Origin of the sequence: Duganella sp. Leaf61 (assembly GCF_001421905.1) — a bacterium.
GTDB lineage: Bacteria > Pseudomonadota > Gammaproteobacteria > Burkholderiales > Burkholderiaceae_D > Rugamonas > Rugamonas zoogloeoides.
Map to the genome: position 1 here is coordinate 509,164 of NZ_LMLM01000029.1, position 17,807 is coordinate 526,970.

A 17,807-nucleotide genomic window follows, 5' to 3' on the forward strand; every position below is an offset into this window, starting at 1 on the left:
TTGCGACGGTTATCCCGCTGCTGCCATCAACCGTACTGCAATCGCCTTGGCCGCCGGCACCATGCTTTCCAGTGCATGATGTTCGAGCGGCAGCAGCGGATTGCATTCCGGGTAATAGCCGGCGATGCAGCCCGGCGGCACGTCGTAGCCGACCAGCTTCAGGCCCGGCACGGTGCGGACCACGCCGTCGTCGGTCACGCCGTGCACGTCCACCATATCTCCTTCCGCCAGGCCCAGGCGGCCGAGGTCTGCCAGGTTGACCAGCAAGACCTTGCGGCTGCCATAAATGCCGCGGAAGCGGTCGTCCTCGTTATACACGGTGGTGTTGAACTGGCTGTCGCTGCGGATGGTAAACAGGCGCAGCACATCGCCGTCAATTGGCGGCTGGTCCGGGTCTTCCTCCAGCGTGGCCGGGGCAATGAAATTGGCGCGGCCGTTCGGGGTTTTCCACTCGCGGTGCGCGGCCGGTACCGGACGGCGAAAGCCGCCAGGCTCCCACATGCGCGCATTGAAATCCTTGAAAATCTCTGGGAATGTCACCGCGATGGCGTCGCGGATGCGGCTGTAATCGGCCACCCAGTCGGCCCACGGCACCAGTGCGGCGCGTTCGGGCGGCAGCATGGCTTGCGCCAGCCCGGCCACGATGGCCGGTTCCGACCACAGCGTGTCGGCAGCCGGTTCGGCGCGGCCGCGCGAGCCGTGCATGTAGCCGGTGCTGTCTTCCACCGCCACCGACTGCTCGCCACCGGCCTGCCGGTCGATCTCGATACGGCCCAGGCATGGCAGCAGGTAATTGACGGCGCCCGGCACCACGTGGCTGCGATTGAGCTTGGTGGCGATCTGGACGTTCAGGCGCAGCTGCGACCACGCCCGTTCCAGGCGGTCGGTGTCGGGCGCGGCGCGCAGGAAATTGCCGCCCAGGCCGACGAACGCCTTGACCGTGCCATCCATCAGGCCACGGCAGGCGGTGACGGTATTCAATCCCTCGTCACGCGGCGGCGCGAAGCCGTACTGTTTTTCCAGCCGGTCGAGCGGCGCCAGCTTCGGCTTCTCGGTGATGCCCACCGTGCGCTGGCCCTGCACATTGGAGTGGCCGCGCACCGGGCAGATGCCGGCGCCCGGTTTGCCGATATTGCCGCGCAAGAGCAGCAGGTTGGACACCATCTCGACGTTCTGCACACCGTGCCGGTGCTGGGTGAGGCCCATGCCATAGACCGCGATCACGCGCTTGGCAGCGGCATAGGTGGCTGCCGCTTCTTCCAGCGCCGCGCGCGCCAGGCCCGACTCGCCCTCGATGGCGGCCCACGACGTGGCGCGTACCTTGGCCGCAAATTCGTCGAGGCCGGCCGTGTGTTCGGCAATGAACGCGGCATCGAGCACGCGCGCGCCACCGGTCGCCTGCGCCGCGTCGTCGCGCTCGATCAGCACCTTGCACAGGCCGATGAGGGCAGCGCTGTCGCCGCCAGCTTTCACTTGCAGGTACTGGGTGCTGATCTGCGTTTCGGCAGTGCTCAGCATCTCGGCGGGCGACTGCGGGTTGGCGAACGACAGCAGACCGGTCTCGCGCAAGGGATTGAAAGTGATCACCGGTACGCCCTGTTTGCGCGCGGCCTGCAACTGGTGCAACATGCGCGGGCTGTTGGTGCCCACGTTCTGGCCGAAGAACAGGATGCAGTCGGTCTGTTCGAAATCGTCGAGATTGACGGTGCCAATCGGTACGCCGATGGTCTTGGGTAGCGCCACCGAGGTGCTCTCGTGGCACATATTCGAGCTGTCCGGCAGGTTATTGTTGCCGTACAGGCGCGCGGCCAGCTGGTACATATACGACGTTTCCAGCGAGGCGCGGCCGGATGCGTAAAACACCGTGCTCTTGGGATCGAGCGCCTGTAATTCACGGCCGATTTCGTCGAACGCCGATTCCCACGCCACTTCCACGTAGCGGTCGCTGACCGGGTCCCAGCGCAGCGGCACGGTCAGGCGGCCCACGGCTTCGAGTCGGTGGTCGGACCAGGTGCGCAGTTCGGTCAGCGTGTGCTGGTGGAATAAATCGGCGCCGATGCTTTTGCTGGTGATTTCCCAGGCCGTGGCCTTGGCGCCGCTTTCGCAAAATTCAAACGGGTGCGGATTGGCCGGCTTGGCCCAGGCACAACCCACGCAGGCATAGCCTTCGGTCTTGTTCTGGTGCAGCATGATGTTGCCGCCCTTGAGCAGCACGCCTTCTTCAAGCAGTATGGTGCCGACCTCCTTGACGGAGCCCCAGCCGCCGGCGGGATGGGGATAGGGTTCGGCTTGAGTTACTTTGGTCATCGGGGTTCCTGGCATGGTGGTCGGCTTGGGTTGGACTTCAGTGTGCTGTACCGCCCTTCCCGCTTCCGTGCGCGTGCGCACCGACCACAGAATGCGCTGGCGGCGACGATGCGCTTATTGCCACCAATTGTTAAATCCATGACTACTACCACCATCGATCAGGATGACCCCGTCGCCCGCAACCGCCGCCAGATCGCCCTGCGTGTCAAGCAGGGTGGCCTGTCTGCGTGGCTGTACGCGGTCGCGCAGATGGCCAAGTCGGCGGCCATGGCCTGGCTCGACCGCCGCGCCGCCAGCAAGGGCGCCGCGCTCACCTTGTACGTGCTGTTTTCGCTGGCGCCGATGCTGATGCTCGTTGTCGCCCTAGCCAGCCTGTTTTTTGACGAAGACGTGGTGCGCACCGCATTGCTGACGGAACTGGGCGGCCTGACGGGCACCCAGGGCAGCGAGGCACTAAAGGTGATCATTGCCGGCGCGCGCCAGGCCGATGGCAGCCTGGCGGCCAGCATCATCTCCGGCGTGATCGTGCTGGTCACGGCCACCAGCGCGTTTGCGGAACTCAAGGAAAGCCTGGACGAGCTGTGGCAGATTCCACCGTCGCAAGGCTCGGGCGTGTGGCTGTTCATCCGCGAGCGCTTCCTGTCCTTTGGCCTGTTGATGGTGCTGGCGCTGATGCTGATGATGTCGCTGTCGATCAATGCCGGCCTGGCGGCATTCCAGAGTAGCTGGGCCGATCCCACCAATCCGGGCAAGATCTTGCAGTACGCGTTTTCGGCGCTGTCGATGATCATCGTCACCGTGGTGTTCGCGTTCGTGTACAAGTACCTGCCCGCCACCCGCATCGCCTGGGGCGACGTGGTCGTCGGCGCCATCCTGACCGCGCTGCTGTTTTTGGTCGGTAAAGTGTTGATCGGCCTGTATCTCGGCCACGGCGACTTCAGCAGCTCGTACGGCGCGGCCGGCTCCATCGTCGCGCTGATCACGTGGATTTATTATTCGGCGCAGATCTTCTTTTTCGGCGCCCTGTTCACCCACGAATACGCGACCACGCTGGGCAGCCGCCGCATCGACGGCGGGCCAGGCAAGGATGGCGGTTCGGGCGTGCGTTAAAGATTTTTAGGCGCGGTCACCGCCCCCACCGTCAACCCCACCGGACGTAGCAGCTTTTCCACGGTGGACAGGGTGGGACTGGTGTGCCCGCGTTCGATATCGGCCAGCGTGCGGCTCGAGACGCCGCACAGGCCGGCGTATTCGGCAATCGTCAGGCGCAAGGCAGTGCGGGTTTTGCGCAGCACGTCCGGGATCGGCATGGCCGGCTGCTGCGCCAGTTCCGCAGCCAGCGCGCGCCGCTGCGCCAGTTGCTCGGAAGGGCTGTGCGGAAGGTAGCGCTTGTCCATTACAACGCCTCCAGCTGCGCACGCACTTGCAGCAGCGATTTTTCGATCGGCTTCAGAAAAGTCTGCTCGTCGATGCCAAGGTCCAGTGCGGCCTGGTACACCCGGGCCAGCAGATTCGATGACGTCCGCCAGCGGGTCGGTGGCCCACAGTCCCAGCCGGCGGCACACCTCGTTATGGGTGGGCGCCACACCGAATCCGGTCAGTTCGCAAAACGCCGCCACGCTTTCCTGGCCGTAGCGCAGCACGATGCCATCGGCTACCGCACGGTCGAAGCGCGGAATGAACAGTGCCCGATCCACCAGCGTCAACGGCCGGTGCACATTCAGGCCCAGCATGGCGGCCAACTGCATGTACGGCGCTTCCAGCCTCAGGATATCGGCCAGGCGCGGATCGTCGCCGCGGCCGAACTTGACGATGAAATGTTCGTCGGCCTCGTGGTCCGGCAACGTGTGATCGAGATAAACCAGGAAGGCAGGCCAGCCGGGCAATGTGTCGAGCGTGAGGCTCACTGGCAGTGCGGCCGACAAGGCGGCCGCATTGGGCGGCCGAGATCAATAGCTGCTAACATCGTTCTTTGTCTGAAGATCCCGTTTATGCGCCTAGCTCTTCCCCTGCTGCTGTCCTGCCTGCTACTGCCCGCCCGCGCCACCGATTGGCAAGCATTCCACTGGCAAATGGGCAGCCTGCAAGGCGGGCCGGTGGAGCGGCTGGGCGTGGTGCTGCCGGTCACCATCGACGGCGTCGACTGCTACGCCCAGCTCGATACAGGCGCCAATGGCGGCGTGATCTGGCACGCGCAGCCGGATGGCACCCAGGCGCCGGCAGCTGCCGAAGCACGCAAGGTGCTGGTGGAAATTGCGGGCGCCCGCGCATATGCCAGTGCCGAACCGGCCATCCTGGCGCGGCTGAGCACCGCGCTCTGCAAGCAGACCGTGATCGCCAGCCTGGGCAACGCCTTTTTCGAGCAGGGCACGCTCACGCTCGACCTGGGCGGCGCCCGCCTGGCCTACGCGCCGCAAGCGCTGCTGGCGAACGACGCCAGCGCCCAGCCGCTGTTCTATGCGCGCTGGACCGGCACCGGCGGCCATCCGCTGGTCGAGGTCGCGCAGCATGGCCGTCCACCCGGCTACGCCCTGCTCGACACTGGCGCCTCCCGCTTCGGCCTCACCGCCACCAGGGCCGCAGAATGGGCCGCGCTCACCGGCAACGCGCCGCTGCAGGCCAGCGACAAGGTGCGCAAATACTCGGTCAAGAGCTGGGGCCGCGACGTCGATTGCTACGAGACCGGGGCCGCTGGCGACTTTATCGTGGGTGCCGTCCCGGTGGGCGCGGTAATGGCCGCGTATTGCGTGAACCAGGGGTTCGACGCGCCGGTGCGGCTGATCGGCGTGCTCGGTTTGAAGCCGCTGGGCGACCGGGTGATTATCATCGATTATCCGAGCCGGCGCTGGAAGCTGGCACAATCTTCAAGCGTCGCACCGTGATCCATTTCCACGCCTACAGCGGGATGCATGGCCCGCGCGGCAGCAACGTCGCCGAACCGGATACAAAGGACTACTTATGAAGCTCGCCGCTGCACAAATCGCGCCGATGGCTGGCGATATCGATAAAAATATGGTCAAGCACGTGCAATTGGTAGTACGCGCTGCCCACCACGGCGCCAACGGCATCTATTTTCCGGAACTGTCGCTGACCGGCTATGAGCCCGGGCTGGCCGAAACGCTGGCGATGCAGCCGTCCGACCGGCGCCTCGATGAATTTCAGCGCCTGAGCGACTGCCTCGGCATGCTGATTGCCGTCGGTGCGCCCATGCGCGGCAACGACGGCATCGAGATCGGCATGATCGCCTTTCAACCCGGCGTGACGCGCCGCGTCTATGCCAAGCAGCTATTGCATGCCGATGAACTGCCATTTTTCATTCCGGGCGCGCGGCAGCAGCTATTCTCTTGCGGGGACCAGGTATTGGCGCCGGCCATCTGCTACGAGTCATTGCAACCGAACCATGCACAGCAGGCGGCAGACGCGGGCGCGCACATTTATTTCACCAGCGTCGCCAAGTCAGCACGTGGCGTGGCTGCCGCGTATGCCCATTATCCGGCTATCGCCAGGCAGCACGCGATGACGGTATTCATGGCCAATTGCGTGGGCCCGGCCGATAACTTCGTGGGCGCCGGACAATCGGGTATCTGGAATACGGCCGGTGAACTGGTCATTAGCGCAGAGGCGACCGGCGAGGCACTGCTGATTTATAATTTTATAACCGGCTCAGGTGAATTGGTCGCGTTATAGCTCGTTGTGCGTTACGATGGCGGCGCCCCCCCTTCCCCGTCCCCTCCCTTACCCCCAACGCGGATGACGAGGACTGCCGCCAAACCGGCTGCCAGTGCCATCGCGGACTGTTATTATCAGTCGCTCTCACGGCGCAGCGCCGCGAACCGCAGCAGGTCGTCGGCTGCCACCGGCCGCGAGATATGGTAACCCTGCAGGTAGTGGCAGCCCATCGCGTCGAGCGCGTCGGCCTGGCCGGCGGTTTCCACGCCCTCGGCCACCAGTTGCAGGCCCAGGCTCTGCCCCATGGCGACGATGGTTGCCACCAGCGCGTGGCTGCGCGGGCTGTCCACCATGCCGGTAACAAAACTGCGGTCGATCTTGAGGGTGTTGATCTCGAACTGGGTCAGATAGCTGAGCGACGAATAACCAGTGCCGAAATCGTCGAGCGAAATGCTCACGCCCAGCTCGCGCAGTCGCCCCAGCGCCGCACGTACCTGTTCGCCGTTACCGATCAGTACCCGCTCGGTCAGCTCCAGTTCCAGCCGCTGCGGCGCCAGGCCGTGCTCGGCCAGCGCCTGCTCCACCAGCACCAGGAACGCCGGATCGAGCAACTGGCGGGCCGAGACATTGATGCTGACCGACAGGTGCGGCAATTGGTCGCGCCACGCGCCCAGCTGGCGGCACGCCTCGGCCAGCACCCAGGCACCGAGATCGATGACCAAGCCGCTGTCCTCGGCCACCGGGATGAAGCGGTCGGGCCCCACGTGGCCGAGGGTCGCGCTCTGCCAGCGCAGCAGGGCTTCCACCTTGTCCATGCGGCCGGTGCGGGCATCGACGATCGGCTGATAGACCAGCCGCAGCTCACTGGCGGCAATCGCCCCGCGCAGCGCACCGTCGATCACCAGCGCTTCGCGCGCGTAGGCGCTCATGCCGGCGTCGAAGAAACGCAGCGCGCCCCGGCCCGACTTCTTGACGTCGTGCATGGCGATGTCGGCGTTGCGCACCAGGGTATCGGCCTCGTCGCCGTCGCTGCCCTGGCAGGCCACGCCGATGCTGGCCGAGACCGTGATGGCGTGCGGCGCCAGGTCGAAGCTGTCACCCAGCGCGCGCAGTACCCGCTCGCCACAGGCAGCGGCCTGCACCGGCGCCATGCCGGTGGCCAGTCCCGGCAGCACCACCACGAATTCATCGCCGCCGAAACGGCCCAGCAAATCGCCGTCGCCCACGCAACTGCGCAGCCGCGCCGCCAGTTGGCGCAGCAACTGGTCGCCGGTGGCGTGGCCGAACGAATCGTTGATGCGTTTGAACTTGTCGACGTCGATGAACAGCACCGCGCACTGCTGGCCGGCGTCGCGGGCGCGGGCCAGCGCCTGGTCCAGTTCGATGCCCAGGCCATGGCGGTTGAGGGTGCCGGTGACATTGTCGTAGTGGGCGGCGCGGTAGAGCTGGTCGTCCTTTTTCTTGCGGTCGGTGATGTCCATCACCAGCATCATGCACAACAGCTGGCCGCGCTCGTAGTGCGGCGAGGCGATCAGCTCCACCGGCAGCTCGACTTCGGTGCCGTGGCGAAATACCGTGGTCTCCACGTAGGGATAGGTGGCGGCGCTGGCAAAGCGCTGGAAATGGCCGGCCACCGTGGTGCGGGTGACGCCCGTCATCCAGTCGCCGATATTGCTGCCGACCAGTTGCCGCATGCCGGGCGCGCCCAGCAACTGCACGCAGCGTTCATTGGCGGTACGGATCACGCCGTCGCGGTCATAGACCAGGAAGCCTTTGCCCAGGCTGTCGATGGCGTGGGTGTAGCGCCGCTGGATCTTGTCCTGCACCGCGTGGATCAGGCACAGCATCGAGACCGACTTGACCAGGAACGACCAGATCAGCCACAGCTCGAACAGTGTCGGCACCAGGTGCATGCCATTGGCCAGGTTGAACACGCCACGCAGCAAGAACACCACCGCCAGCAAGCGGTAGCCGGAACGCTGGCTCAACAGGCGCCAGCCGATCCACAGGAATGTGAGGCCATAGGTAACTGCAGTCACCGATGCAATCGAGCGGGGAACACCGATGGCGATAAAAACGCCATAGCAGGCAAAACCGAGTCCGACGGACACAGCGGCCGCGCGCAGCAGCCGCGCCGGGTTCAATTTTCCAAGGAAGGCTTCGGTACCGGCCCAGAAACCGGCCACGCTGACCGTCAGCGTGAGCGCGGCCAGTGCTGTCTTGGGCAGGTACTGGGGGCCGAGGCTCCAGCATACGATGCCGAACGAGAGCGCAAACTGGCCAATGGCCCAGGCCAGCGCGTGCTTTTCATCGTTGTGGCGCCACCACAAAAACACCAGCACCATGCACAGGACGAGATCGACCCCGAGCGAAAAAAGAATAAAAACCTGTGAATCTACGTTCATCTGGGCGTCGACTTGCGTGGTGATTAGCGCGGACGATTGTAAATCAGTCTAAGAATTGAGCGCCACTTTTATTTCTTAAAAGAAGGATTTCAATCACGGCATCGGCCATGCGCCATGCGGGCGACATTGTCGGCTGGCTGTGACTAGACTTGCAGGCCCCTCTTTTCTCAGCCAAGGAGACCAGCCATGTACCAGCTCATCACGCGCCTGACCGGCTGCGCCCTCGCTGCCTCAGTCCTGAACTGCCAAGCCCAGCCGACGGCCCCACCGGGCGCCGACAAGTCGGCCCACACTCGCGCGCTCGAATTGGGGGCCAAAGTCTTGCAGGGCAATGGTCCGCTGCCGGGCTTCCATATTTACTTGGTGGGATTCCACCCGATGCGCGACATGCCGGAAAACCAGATCGAAGCGCACCATTACTGCCAGCAGCAGAACGAAGACTTCGCCCAATGTGTATTATTCGACGGCAGCAGCCGCAGCGCCAATCTGCACGGGGTCGAATACATCATCTCGGAGAAACTGTTTGCCACGCTGCCGGCAGCAGAGCGCAAGTACTGGCACCCGCACAATGGTGAAATCCTCAGCGGCCAGCTGATCGCGCCAGGACTGCCGGCTGCGGCGGAAAAATCGCTGATGCGCTCGAAGATGAACAGCTATGGCAAAACCTGGCACATCTGGAACACGGGCCATCATGGCGAACACAACGACACACTGCCGTTCGGCGAGCCGATGCTGGCCTGGTCGTTCAATCGCGACGGCGAAGCCAGGCCCGGGCTGGTGGAGCAGCTCGACCGCCGCCTGGACGTGGATACCAGCCACATCCGTAGCGAGCGCAAAGAATTGCGCGAGCTGGCGCGGCCGCAAACCGGAGTCGATGCCATGCAAGGTCAGTTTGCGCGTCCCACCAGCGGCATCCCGGGCGTGGTCGATAGTGGCAGCGTCGGCAAATCGGATTAGTTCAGCACGCCGTAGCCAGTAGCGCCGTGCCCAATTGGCGCTGCTCGGCGATGATTTCGCGCAGGTGCGCCGGCGTGGTATGGACATTGCTGAGCACCACGCGCAGCACCGTGATGCCATCGGCAAACGGCGCGCGTTCGAGCACCGTGCGCGATACAAAGCTGTGGCCATTGGCCTTTTGCCGCTCCTGCAAGCGCGCATTGAGCTCGTTGACCTGGCGGTTGACGATGGTCGCCTCATCGACGCGGCCGGCGGCCAGCAATTGCGCCAGGCGCTGCCCCATTGCCGGCGGCAGGTAGCGGTATGTCAGGATGAAATTGTCCGAATTGCTGGTCAGTTCGAAGTCGGGCTGGGCGGCGATCAGCCCGCGCATTGCAGCAGCCAGGCTGGCGGCGTGCCCCAGCAATGCGGCATATCCGTCCTCCCCCAGCAGCTTGAACGACACCCACAGCTTCAATGCATCGAAACGGCGCGACCCTTCCAGCGAAGTCTGTCCGAGGTCGCCCGAATTGCTGCGGATGATGTAGTTGGCGTTGTGCTTGAGCAGGTCGAGGCTGGCCGGGTCGCGGAACAGCACCATGCCCTGCGCCATCGGCACCCAGAACAGTTTATGGCCGTCGATCACCACCGAATCGGCCGCTTCGATGCCCGCATACAGCGGCCGGAAACGCTCGGCCATCAGCAGCGCCCCGCCCCAGGCGGCATCGACGTGGAACCAGGCCTGTTCGCGCTGCGCGATGGCAGCCAGTTGCGCCAGCGGATCGATGGCGCCGGTCTCGGTGGTGCCGGCAATGCCGACGATGGCAACGATGCGGATGCGATCGCGCTTGAGCGCGGCAATGGTGTCTTCGAGAGCGGCCAGGTCGATGCGGTTGTCGTCATCGACCGGGATGCGGTGCAGCGCGTCCTCGCCCAGGCCCAGCGTGCCGAGCGCCTTTTTCAGCGAATAGTGGGCGCGCGCCGAGGCGATCACCGCCAGGCCGCGATGGCCGGACTGCTGCATCGCCGCGTAAATGCCATGCTTGCGCACGCCGGGCAGCGTACGCTCGAGCGCCACCGCCAGCGCGGTCAGGTTGCCCATGGTGCCGCCATTGACGATATTGCCCAGCGCGTGGTTTTTGGCGCGCATGGCGTCCGCGTACAGGGCGTCAGGCGCGCGATAGACCATGCGGTGCATCCAGCCGAGCACCTGTTTTTCCACCAGCGTGGAGGCATAGGCGGTTTCGATCTTGACCTGGTTCTGGTTCAGGGCGGCGGTGAGCGCTTCCACCAGCACCGTCATCCAGGGCAGCGCCTGGGTCATGTGGCCGATGAACTTGGGGTGGTTCAGGCGCGCGGTATGGGGCAGCAGCTTGCGTTGCAGTTCTTCCAGCACGTGGGCAGGCGCCATGCCATCCTGCGGCGGCGCCAGCTCGGCGAACAGCGGCAGCAACTGGTCGATGGGCGTGACCGGATACGGCGACTTGCCCTCGGGCGTCAGCCAGTCGCGCACCATGTCTGCCATTTGCTGCAGCACGTCCGCATTCACCTGTTCGACCGCGAAATGCCGATTCAGCAATTCGCGCAAGTCGCTGTCACTCATCTGCTACCCTTCAACCCAATGCGGGGTGGCAGTATAAAACAAAGTGGCAAAAAAGTGCTTCAGATCAGCGTTCGCCACCGCCTTTTATGCGCACCAGCCGCCACGCACCGGCTGCAAATACCAGCCAGGCCAGCAGGCACACCGCTGCCGCCGCGCGCCACGGGGCCGGCGCCGCGCCTGGCAGCGGCGCGAATACCGGCTGGTGGGCCGCCTGCGCCGGTCCGAACGGCAGGTCGGTAAACAGGTAGCCATAATAGAAATTGCGCAGCGCCTCGTGGAAGCTGCTGATGCGCTGCTGGTACGCCAGTTGCGCCGGCAGGTCGGTGGCGGCCAGCCGGTGCAGCACCGCCTGCACACCGACGCCAGGCAGCAACCAGCCCAGGCGGTCGGTCCAGGCCTGGCGCGCCAGCAGCCCGGCGCGGTACTGCTGCACCAGCCCGGCCACGCTCTCGTCGCCCAGCTGGTGGAAGGCGAAATACCACTTCCAGTGGAATCCTTCCGGCAGCGGCGCGCTGTGCTGCCATTGCGGGTGGCCGAGATAAAACTTGCGCATGGTCTCGTCGCGCGGCACTTCCCAGGCGCCGTGCACCACCTGGCGCTGCGCCAGCATCAGGTCCACGCCCTGGTGCACGGGAATGGCGCGGGTGAGCGCCACGTTGGCCAGCGTAGGCAACACCAGCGTGAGCACCGCCCACATGCCCATCAACGCGGTGGCATTGGTGACCGAGCGCCGGCCGTACGCCCCGACCAGCAGCGACACGCCGATCCAGAACGCCAGGTAGCTGGCCGCCACCGCCAGCACGATGACGGTTGCCCCCATGTCAAGCCCGGTCCACCCGGCGCCAGCCAGCACCGGCATGACCAGGCAAACCAGCAGCAGCGCGAAGCGCAGCGCCACCCGGCGGCGCCACAGGCGGCCGCCATCGGGCATGGCCGCCAGCATGCGCAGCCGGCCCGACTGCCGCTCGCTCGAGACCAAGTCGTGCAGCAGCGCGATCACGAACAGCGGCGAGAGGTAAATCAGCACGAAGGCAAAGTCGAACCTGCCCGGCAGCGCCACCTCGGGGTTGAAGGTCTCGCCTTCGTAGAGCTGCGCCTGCAGGCCGAGCGCGCGGATGCGCAGCGCGTACGGCGCCACGTCGCGCAGCCCCAGCGCCAGGAAGGCGGCGTCCGTCGGCGCGTCCCAGGTGTGGTGGAAGGTATAGTAGGCGGCGCTGCCGGCGTTGCCACCGGTGGCATTGCGCGTGGTCGCCACGGCGGCGTCCTGTGCCTGCAAGGCCGCCAGCTGGGCGATGGTGTCGCGCTGGCGCGCCACTTCCTGCACGCCGGACCACACCGAGAGCGTGGATAACACCAGCAACAGCAGCAAGGCCACTACCGACAGGCGGGAGCGCGCGATCAGGCGCCATTCGAAAGTGAGCCAATGTCTGGAGAAATTCATCGCACGGCCCTCCCCAAACGGCCGCCCAGCCACCAGGTCAGCCCCGTCAGGGCCAGTATCCACAGGATCAGAGCGGCGCCGGCAGGCGCCGCGCGCAACAGGATTTCATCGACCTGCGCCTGGCGGTAGTGGAATGGCGGGAAGCCCTGCCAGTGGCTGTTCGAGATGCGGTTTTCCTTGCCGGCCTTGCCGTCGTCGGCGTAGTGCACTTCTTCAGCATGCAGTTTATTCAGACCCTGGATCAGCGCGTAGCGATAGGCTTCGCCCTGCTCGAGGAAGCTGCGGAAGCTGGCCAGGTCGGTGCCGGAGGCTGTCATCGACAGGCGCCGCAGCGCCAGCGCGGGACTGAGCCAGCCAGCGTGATCGATCAGGCGGCTCTGCGCCTGCTGGCGGTCCATGCCGGCGGCAGCGTAACGGTTGAACAGTTCCGTCGAGCGGCGTTCGCCTTCCATGCTCACCAGCCCTTTCAGGTTGACCGGCAGGTCTTCCACGCGGGTGACGTTGTATTGCTTGAGCAGACCGTCGCGGAAGGCGGCGAACTTGGGATCCTGCGGGTTGTGCGAGTCGCCCAGCGCCAGGTAGTCGCGCTGGACGTTGATGACGTTTTCGTAACGCGTGGGCAGCGCCACGGCGTTGCTGGCCAGATCAGGAATCCAGCGCGGCAGCAGGATCACCGCCACCGTCCACACGGCCAGCAACACCAGCAAGGCATCGCGGCCACGCGCAAACAAGGTCGAGACCAGCACCACGCCCACGGACCACAGCAGCAGCCAGCCGGTATAGCCGGCGGCCAGCAGCAGCACCGGTAGCCACGGCGCGTGGCCGCTGGCCGCCATCCAGGCCAGGCCGGCCAGCGCCGGCAGCAGCATCAATGCGGTAAAGCCGCACAACGCCAGCAACTTGCCCAGCACCAGCTGGCGGCTGGCCACGCCCTGCGCCAGCAGCACCCGCAAGGTGCCCGATTCGCGCTCGCGCGCCACGGCCGCGTGGCCGAAGAATACCAGCAGCAGCGGCGCCAGTACTTGCAGCACGAAAGCTGGCGTCAACTGGCCGAAGCGCAGCAGCAAGGAGGTCTGGCGCACGTCACCGAAGTTGGCGCTGTTTTGCTGGTGCCCTTCGACAAACAGCGTGCTGCCGGTGTAGCCGTCGATGCCCGGATCGAATGCCGCCAACGGGTTCACGGGCCGGAACAGGAAATGGCCGTAGTGGATCATGCGGTGGGGGTGGCGGTCGGGCTGGGCCTGGAATTCGTGGTTCGACTGCGCCTGGTAACGCGCCCGTTCGGCATTGGCGCCGCGCTGCTGTTCGTACGCGGTGAGCGCGGCCACCAGCATCAGCACCGTCAACAGCAGCAGGCCGATCACGGCGGCGCGGTCGCGCGCCAGTGCGCGCCATTCCTCGAAGGCGATACGTTTGATCATGGAAGCGGCCATGGTCACGCTGCCTGGCCGGATTGCGCCGCTGGTGCCGCCGGTGCAGCTTGGGCTGCATAGCGCCGGTGCAGCGCGCGCACGTCGAAGCGGTCGGCGCCGGTGGCGGCCACCTCTTCGCGCAGGCGGCCCGCCTCCAGGAAGCCGATGCGGTCGGCCACGTCGGCGGCGCTGAGCAGGTCGTGGGTCACCATCAGGATCGCCACGCCCTGCGCGCGCAACACGCCGAGCAGGCGGTTGAATTCGGAGGTGGCTTGCGGATCGAGGCCGGACGTGGGTTCGTCGAGCAGCAGCGCCGGCACCTTGCGCGCCAGGGCCAGCGCGATCGCCACCTTCTGCCGCATGCCCTTCGAGAAACCGGCCACGCGGCGGTCGAACGTGGCCGCATCGAGGCCGGCAGCGCCCAGGGCCTGGTCGATGGCAGCAGCGTCTTCGTGCTGGCCGGCCAGGTGCAGCAGGTAGCCGACGTTTTCGCGCGCGCTCAAATGTTCGTACAGGGCGACGTTCTCCGGGATATAAGCGAGGTGGCGGCGCGCCTGCGCCGGTTCGCTCACGGGATCGAAGCCATTCACCTTGACCGTGCCGGCAGTTGGCGCGACAAAACCAAGGAACAGGCTGACGCTGGTAGTCTTGCCGGCGCCATTAGCGCCCAGCAGCGCATAGATCTCGCCGGCGCGCACCTGCAAATCGAGCTGCTGCAAAATGATCTTGCCGCCATAACCGGCCACCACAGCGGTGGCGTCAAGCACGGGGCGGCCGCCCGGTTGCATGCCCTGCGCGGGCGGGTGAAGACTGTCGATGGTCAAGCAATTCTCCTGGTCGGATGGGGTAGAAACACGGCAATCGCAACATGGTTGCGTTTATTAATGAGAATAGTATCTCATTAGTGCATCGTTATGCCAGTCCAAAGATGTACCGGGTTGCGCTCAAAGTGGTGATTGTTATCGTCGCCCCGGCAAGCATCGTGCGATCACCCGCTACTATTTCGGCATGAAACCTCAGACCTTTACCAAGCCCCTCGCCGCCACGTTGCTGGCACTTGCCCACCTGACCATGTCCATGCCGGCGTTGGCCGGTACCCCCGCCAAAATCGGCACGGTCGCCGTGGCCCCGTCCGACGCGGTGCTGCAAGTGAGTCTCGACCGCGCGGACTGGACTTACGCGGTCGGGCAGGCTGCGACGTTCCGCGTCAAATTCAATCTCGCGCCCTACCCGGCCGAAGGCGTCGCCATTACCTATCGCCTGGGGCCGGATATGCTGGAAGGCGCCGAGCGTACGGCGACCGTGCCGGAACAGGGTTTGAGCCTGCCCGCACCGGCGCTCGCGCAACCGGGTTTCGTGCGGCTGCTGGTCAAGGCCACGGTGCAGGACAAGGTACAGGAAGGCCGGGCCACGGCCGCGTTCAGTCCGCAGAACATCGTGCCGGTGCAAAAGGAGCCGGCGGACTTCGACCAGTTCTGGCAGGCGCAGAAGCGCGCGCTGGCCGCCGTCGCGCCGCAATTCACGCTCACGCCGGCGCCGGCACTGTCCAACGATCAGGTGGAAGTGTCGTACATGACTTTCCAGAACGTGGCGCAGCTGCCGGGCGGGCGCCCGACGCGCATCTATGGCGTGCTGTCGGTGCCGCGCGGCGCCGGGCCGTATCCGGCGGTGCTGCAAGTGCCGGGCGCCGGGGTGCGCGGCTACAAGGGCACGCCGGAGATGGCGGCCAAGGGTTACATCACGCTGCAAGTCGGCATCCACGGCATTCCCGTCAACCTGCCCGACGAATTGTACGAGCAGCTCAACTTGGGCGCGCTGGAAAGCTACAACCGCTACAACCTCGACAATCCCAACATCTATTATTATCGCCGCGTGTACCTGGGCGCTTTGCGCGCGCTCGATTACCTGGCTCAGCACCCGAAGTGGGACGCCAGGAACCTGGTGGCGCAAGGTGGCAGCCAGGGCGGCCAGCTGGCCATCATGGCCAGCGCGCTCGATGCGCGCGTGACCGCCACCGTCGCGTCGTACCCGGCCTACAGCGATGTCACCGGCTACTTGCACGGGCGCGCGGGCGGCTGGCCCGGCCTGTTCCGGCAAGATGCCCAGGGCCGCGTGCAGGACCAGCCGGTGGACGCCAAGGTGACGACCAGCGCCTACTACGACACCGTCAACTTCGCCCGCCGCCTGCGCGCGCCGGTGCTGTACTACGCAGGGTTCAACGACATGGTGACGCCGCCCACCTCAACACTGGCGGTATTCAACGTGATCACCGCGCCGAGGGAACTGGTGCTCGATCCGCAGCAGGTACACTTGACTACGCCGGAGCATCGAGCCACCATCGAGCGCTGGCTGGCGCAACAGGTTGGGGCAAAGCCGTAGGTGTTACTTTAGTCGAACAATAAAGTTCGACACAAATGCGACTAACAAAATTAATGGGGGAAAGAAATGGTAAGGGTCAGCGCCAAGAGTCTTTATCTGGCCGCGTTTTTGTTTCTGTCTTTTCAATCTCATGCTGAAGATTTGATACAGATCCATTTAGTATCCGGCCTGTCCACACTGAGGCAGGCTGTGACGGAATCATCGATTGTGGCAAAAATACAGGTTACCTCAATTTCTCCTGTTCTGGATGAAGCTTTAAAGGAAAAGCCTGCTTGCGGGTTTCTGTATGGTGCAAAAGTCATTCAGTCATTCAAGGGTGGTTCCGATAATTTTAATTTTTTTATGCCATCAAGAGTTGGTTTATTTTCTCCCGGAAAGAATTATCTGGCTTTTGTCAAATATCGAACGACAGATGAGCAGAACCTTATTTTTTCAAACTTTGATAGTGCAATGAGTCCATCTGAGAGCTACTCGGCCAGGTGCAGGTTCAGAAGTGGTTTTTATGTATCGGCAAATTATCCTCTTGTTTTTCCTTTTGATATGGATGCGGGAAAAGAGTTTGGTGGCCAGTGGTTAGTTGGTACGCCTGGAATAATTTTTTGTGAATACGAAGTGGATTATTCGGGGGAGAATGATAATTTTTCCAGAAAAGATAAGTTGGGAAAGTCTTTTATGAATTGGTTGGAGGTGGAGCGTCTGATCAAAAAATCCAACAGGTGGTTTGATTTTTTTCGACAACACACACTTAATTCGTGCATTGAATAAACGTTTGTGTGGAAGAGAATTTCGAGAAGGGTACCGGAGTACTGGGGCGAGGCGCCACACCCGCCCCTGACGGGCGTGGGTGTGACGTGGTTGTACGGGTTTCAGTTCGAGATCAAGGTGATCGCGCAGCTACCCGTGGCCGGTTAATACAGCACGACCGAGCGGATCGACTCGCCGGACTTCATCAAGTCGAAGCCCTCGTTGATACGCTCGAGCGGCAGGCGATGGGTGATCAGGTCGTCGATATTGAGCTTGCCGTCCATGTACCAGTCGACGATCTTCGGTACGTCGGTACGGCCACGGGCGCCACCAAAAGCGGAACCTTTCCACTCGCGGCCCGTCACCAACTGGAACGGCCGGGTGGAAATCTCCTGGCCCGCCGCCGCCACGCCGATGATGAACGACTGGCCCCAACCCTTGTGGGTGCACTCGAGCGCCTCGCGCATCAGTTGCGTGTTNACCAGCTGCGGTGCGTGGCCGAGGTGGAGCGCCTGGGCCAGCGCCGCCAGGCCTTCGCTGCCCCAGGCCGCTTGCCGAACGCGCGTGCCTGTCGGGCGAAGACAGCCTGCAGGACACACCAGCTGGAACGGCCGGGTGGAAATCTCCTGGCCCGCCGCCGCCACGCCGATGATGAACGACTGGCCCCAACCCTTGTGGGTGCACTCGAGCGCCTCGCGCATCAGTTGCGTGTTGCCCACGCACTCGAAGCTGTAGTCCGCGCCGCCGTCAGTCAGTTGCGCGATGTGGTCAACCACGTTCGGCGTGTCTTTCGGGTTGATGAAATGGGTCATGCCGAACTTGCGCGCCATCTCCTGGCGGTTCGGGTTGATATCGACACCGATGATTTTATCGGCGCCAACCATCTTGGCCGCCTGGATCACGTTCAGGCC

Annotated in this window: 13 protein-coding genes and 3 pseudogenes; 7 read left to right on the forward strand and 9 right to left on the reverse strand. The window is 64.3% G+C overall.

The features are described 5' to 3' along the window. Positions 1-9: 9 nt before the first annotated feature. Positions 10-2,307: an FdhF/YdeP family oxidoreductase gene (locus tag ASF04_RS20250; protein WP_056145813.1), complete on the reverse strand. Its 2,298-nt coding sequence runs from the start codon at positions 2,305-2,307 to the stop codon at positions 10-12. A gap of 138 nt (positions 2,308-2,445) precedes the next feature. Here ASF04_RS20250 and ASF04_RS20255 point away from each other — a divergent pair, with 138 nt between their 5' ends. Further along, positions 2,446-3,417 (forward strand): YihY/virulence factor BrkB family protein, encoded by a 972-nt coding sequence (locus tag ASF04_RS20255; protein ID WP_056145815.1) that lies wholly within the window; start codon positions 2,446-2,448, stop codon positions 3,415-3,417. Here the strand turns inward: ASF04_RS20255 and ASF04_RS28815 are convergent. After that, positions 3,414-4,232 (reverse strand): HipA domain-containing protein, encoded by an 819-nt coding sequence (locus ASF04_RS28815; RefSeq protein ID WP_373922149.1) that lies wholly within the window; start codon positions 4,230-4,232, stop codon positions 3,414-3,416. The genes ASF04_RS20255 and ASF04_RS28815 overlap by 4 nt on opposite strands. Positions 4,233-4,298: 66 nt before the next feature. Between ASF04_RS28815 and ASF04_RS20265 the strand changes: the two genes are divergently transcribed. Both ASF04_RS20265 and ASF04_RS20270 read left to right on the forward strand, forming a co-directional pair. Continuing rightward, positions 4,299-5,189 (forward strand): hypothetical protein, encoded by an 891-nt coding sequence (locus ASF04_RS20265; protein WP_156368715.1) that lies wholly within the window; start codon positions 4,299-4,301, stop codon positions 5,187-5,189. Positions 5,190-5,265: 76 nt separating this feature from the next. Continuing rightward, positions 5,266-5,994: a carbon-nitrogen hydrolase family protein gene (locus ASF04_RS20270; RefSeq protein WP_056145820.1), complete on the forward strand. Its 729-nt coding sequence runs from the start codon at positions 5,266-5,268 to the stop codon at positions 5,992-5,994. A gap of 116 nt (positions 5,995-6,110) precedes the next feature. On the opposite strand, the gene ASF04_RS20275 is transcribed toward ASF04_RS20270, so the two are convergent. After that, positions 6,111-8,381, reverse strand: coding sequence for a bifunctional diguanylate cyclase/phosphodiesterase (locus ASF04_RS20275; protein ID WP_056145822.1), 2,271 nt, complete (start codon positions 8,379-8,381; stop codon positions 6,111-6,113). Positions 8,382-8,567: 186 nt separating this feature from the next. Here ASF04_RS20275 and ASF04_RS20280 point away from each other — a divergent pair, with 186 nt between their 5' ends. Then, entirely contained in the window at positions 8,568-9,338 is a 771-nt protein-coding gene (locus tag ASF04_RS20280) for an OBAP family protein (RefSeq protein WP_056145823.1), read from the forward strand. Position 9,339: 1 nt separating this feature from the next. On the opposite strand, the gene ASF04_RS20285 is transcribed toward ASF04_RS20280, so the two are convergent. The 4 genes from ASF04_RS20285 to ASF04_RS20300 form a co-directional block, all read right to left on the reverse strand. Then, positions 9,340-10,920: an aminotransferase class V-fold PLP-dependent enzyme gene (locus tag ASF04_RS20285; protein ID WP_056145827.1), complete on the reverse strand. Its 1,581-nt coding sequence runs from the start codon at positions 10,918-10,920 to the stop codon at positions 9,340-9,342. Between the two features lie 64 nt (positions 10,921-10,984). After that, complete coding sequence (locus ASF04_RS20290) at positions 10,985-12,361, reverse strand: DUF3526 domain-containing protein (protein WP_056145830.1); 1,377 nt, start codon at positions 12,359-12,361, stop codon at positions 10,985-10,987. Next, a complete protein-coding gene (locus ASF04_RS20295; protein WP_156368716.1) occupies positions 12,358-13,782 on the reverse strand; it encodes a DUF3526 domain-containing protein in 1,425 nt (474 codons plus the stop codon). Before ASF04_RS20295 ends, ASF04_RS20290 begins: the two co-directional genes overlap by 4 nt. 14 nt (positions 13,783-13,796) lie before the next feature. Further along, positions 13,797-14,597: an ATP-binding cassette domain-containing protein gene (locus tag ASF04_RS20300; protein WP_200931123.1), complete on the reverse strand. Its 801-nt coding sequence runs from the start codon at positions 14,595-14,597 to the stop codon at positions 13,797-13,799. A 184-nt stretch (positions 14,598-14,781) separates the two neighbouring features. Here ASF04_RS20300 and ASF04_RS20305 point away from each other — a divergent pair, with 184 nt between their 5' ends. From ASF04_RS20305 to ASF04_RS28320, 3 genes and pseudogenes are all read left to right on the forward strand, one after another. After that, the gene (locus ASF04_RS20305; RefSeq protein WP_056145833.1) at positions 14,782-16,152 is read left to right on the forward strand and encodes an acetylxylan esterase; all 1,371 of its coding nucleotides are present in this window, start codon (positions 14,782-14,784) and stop codon (positions 16,150-16,152) included. A gap of 66 nt (positions 16,153-16,218) precedes the next feature. Next, positions 16,219-16,917 (forward strand): hypothetical protein, encoded by a 699-nt coding sequence (locus tag ASF04_RS27625; RefSeq protein WP_156368717.1) that lies wholly within the window; start codon positions 16,219-16,221, stop codon positions 16,915-16,917. Positions 16,918-16,944: 27 nt separating this feature from the next. Continuing rightward, positions 16,945-17,064 (forward strand): annotated as a pseudogene (locus tag ASF04_RS28320) (endoribonuclease L-PSP); the annotation flags it as partial. Here the strand turns inward: ASF04_RS28320 and ASF04_RS26985 are convergent. Both ASF04_RS26985 and ASF04_RS26990 read right to left on the reverse strand, forming a co-directional pair. After that, positions 17,061-17,375, reverse strand: a pseudogene (locus ASF04_RS26985) (S-(hydroxymethyl)glutathione dehydrogenase); the annotation flags it as partial. The pseudogenes ASF04_RS28320 and ASF04_RS26985 sit on opposite strands and share 4 nt — an antisense overlap. A 129-nt stretch (positions 17,376-17,504) precedes the next feature. Further along, positions 17,505-17,807: pseudogene (locus tag ASF04_RS26990) on the reverse strand (zinc-binding dehydrogenase); the annotation flags it as partial.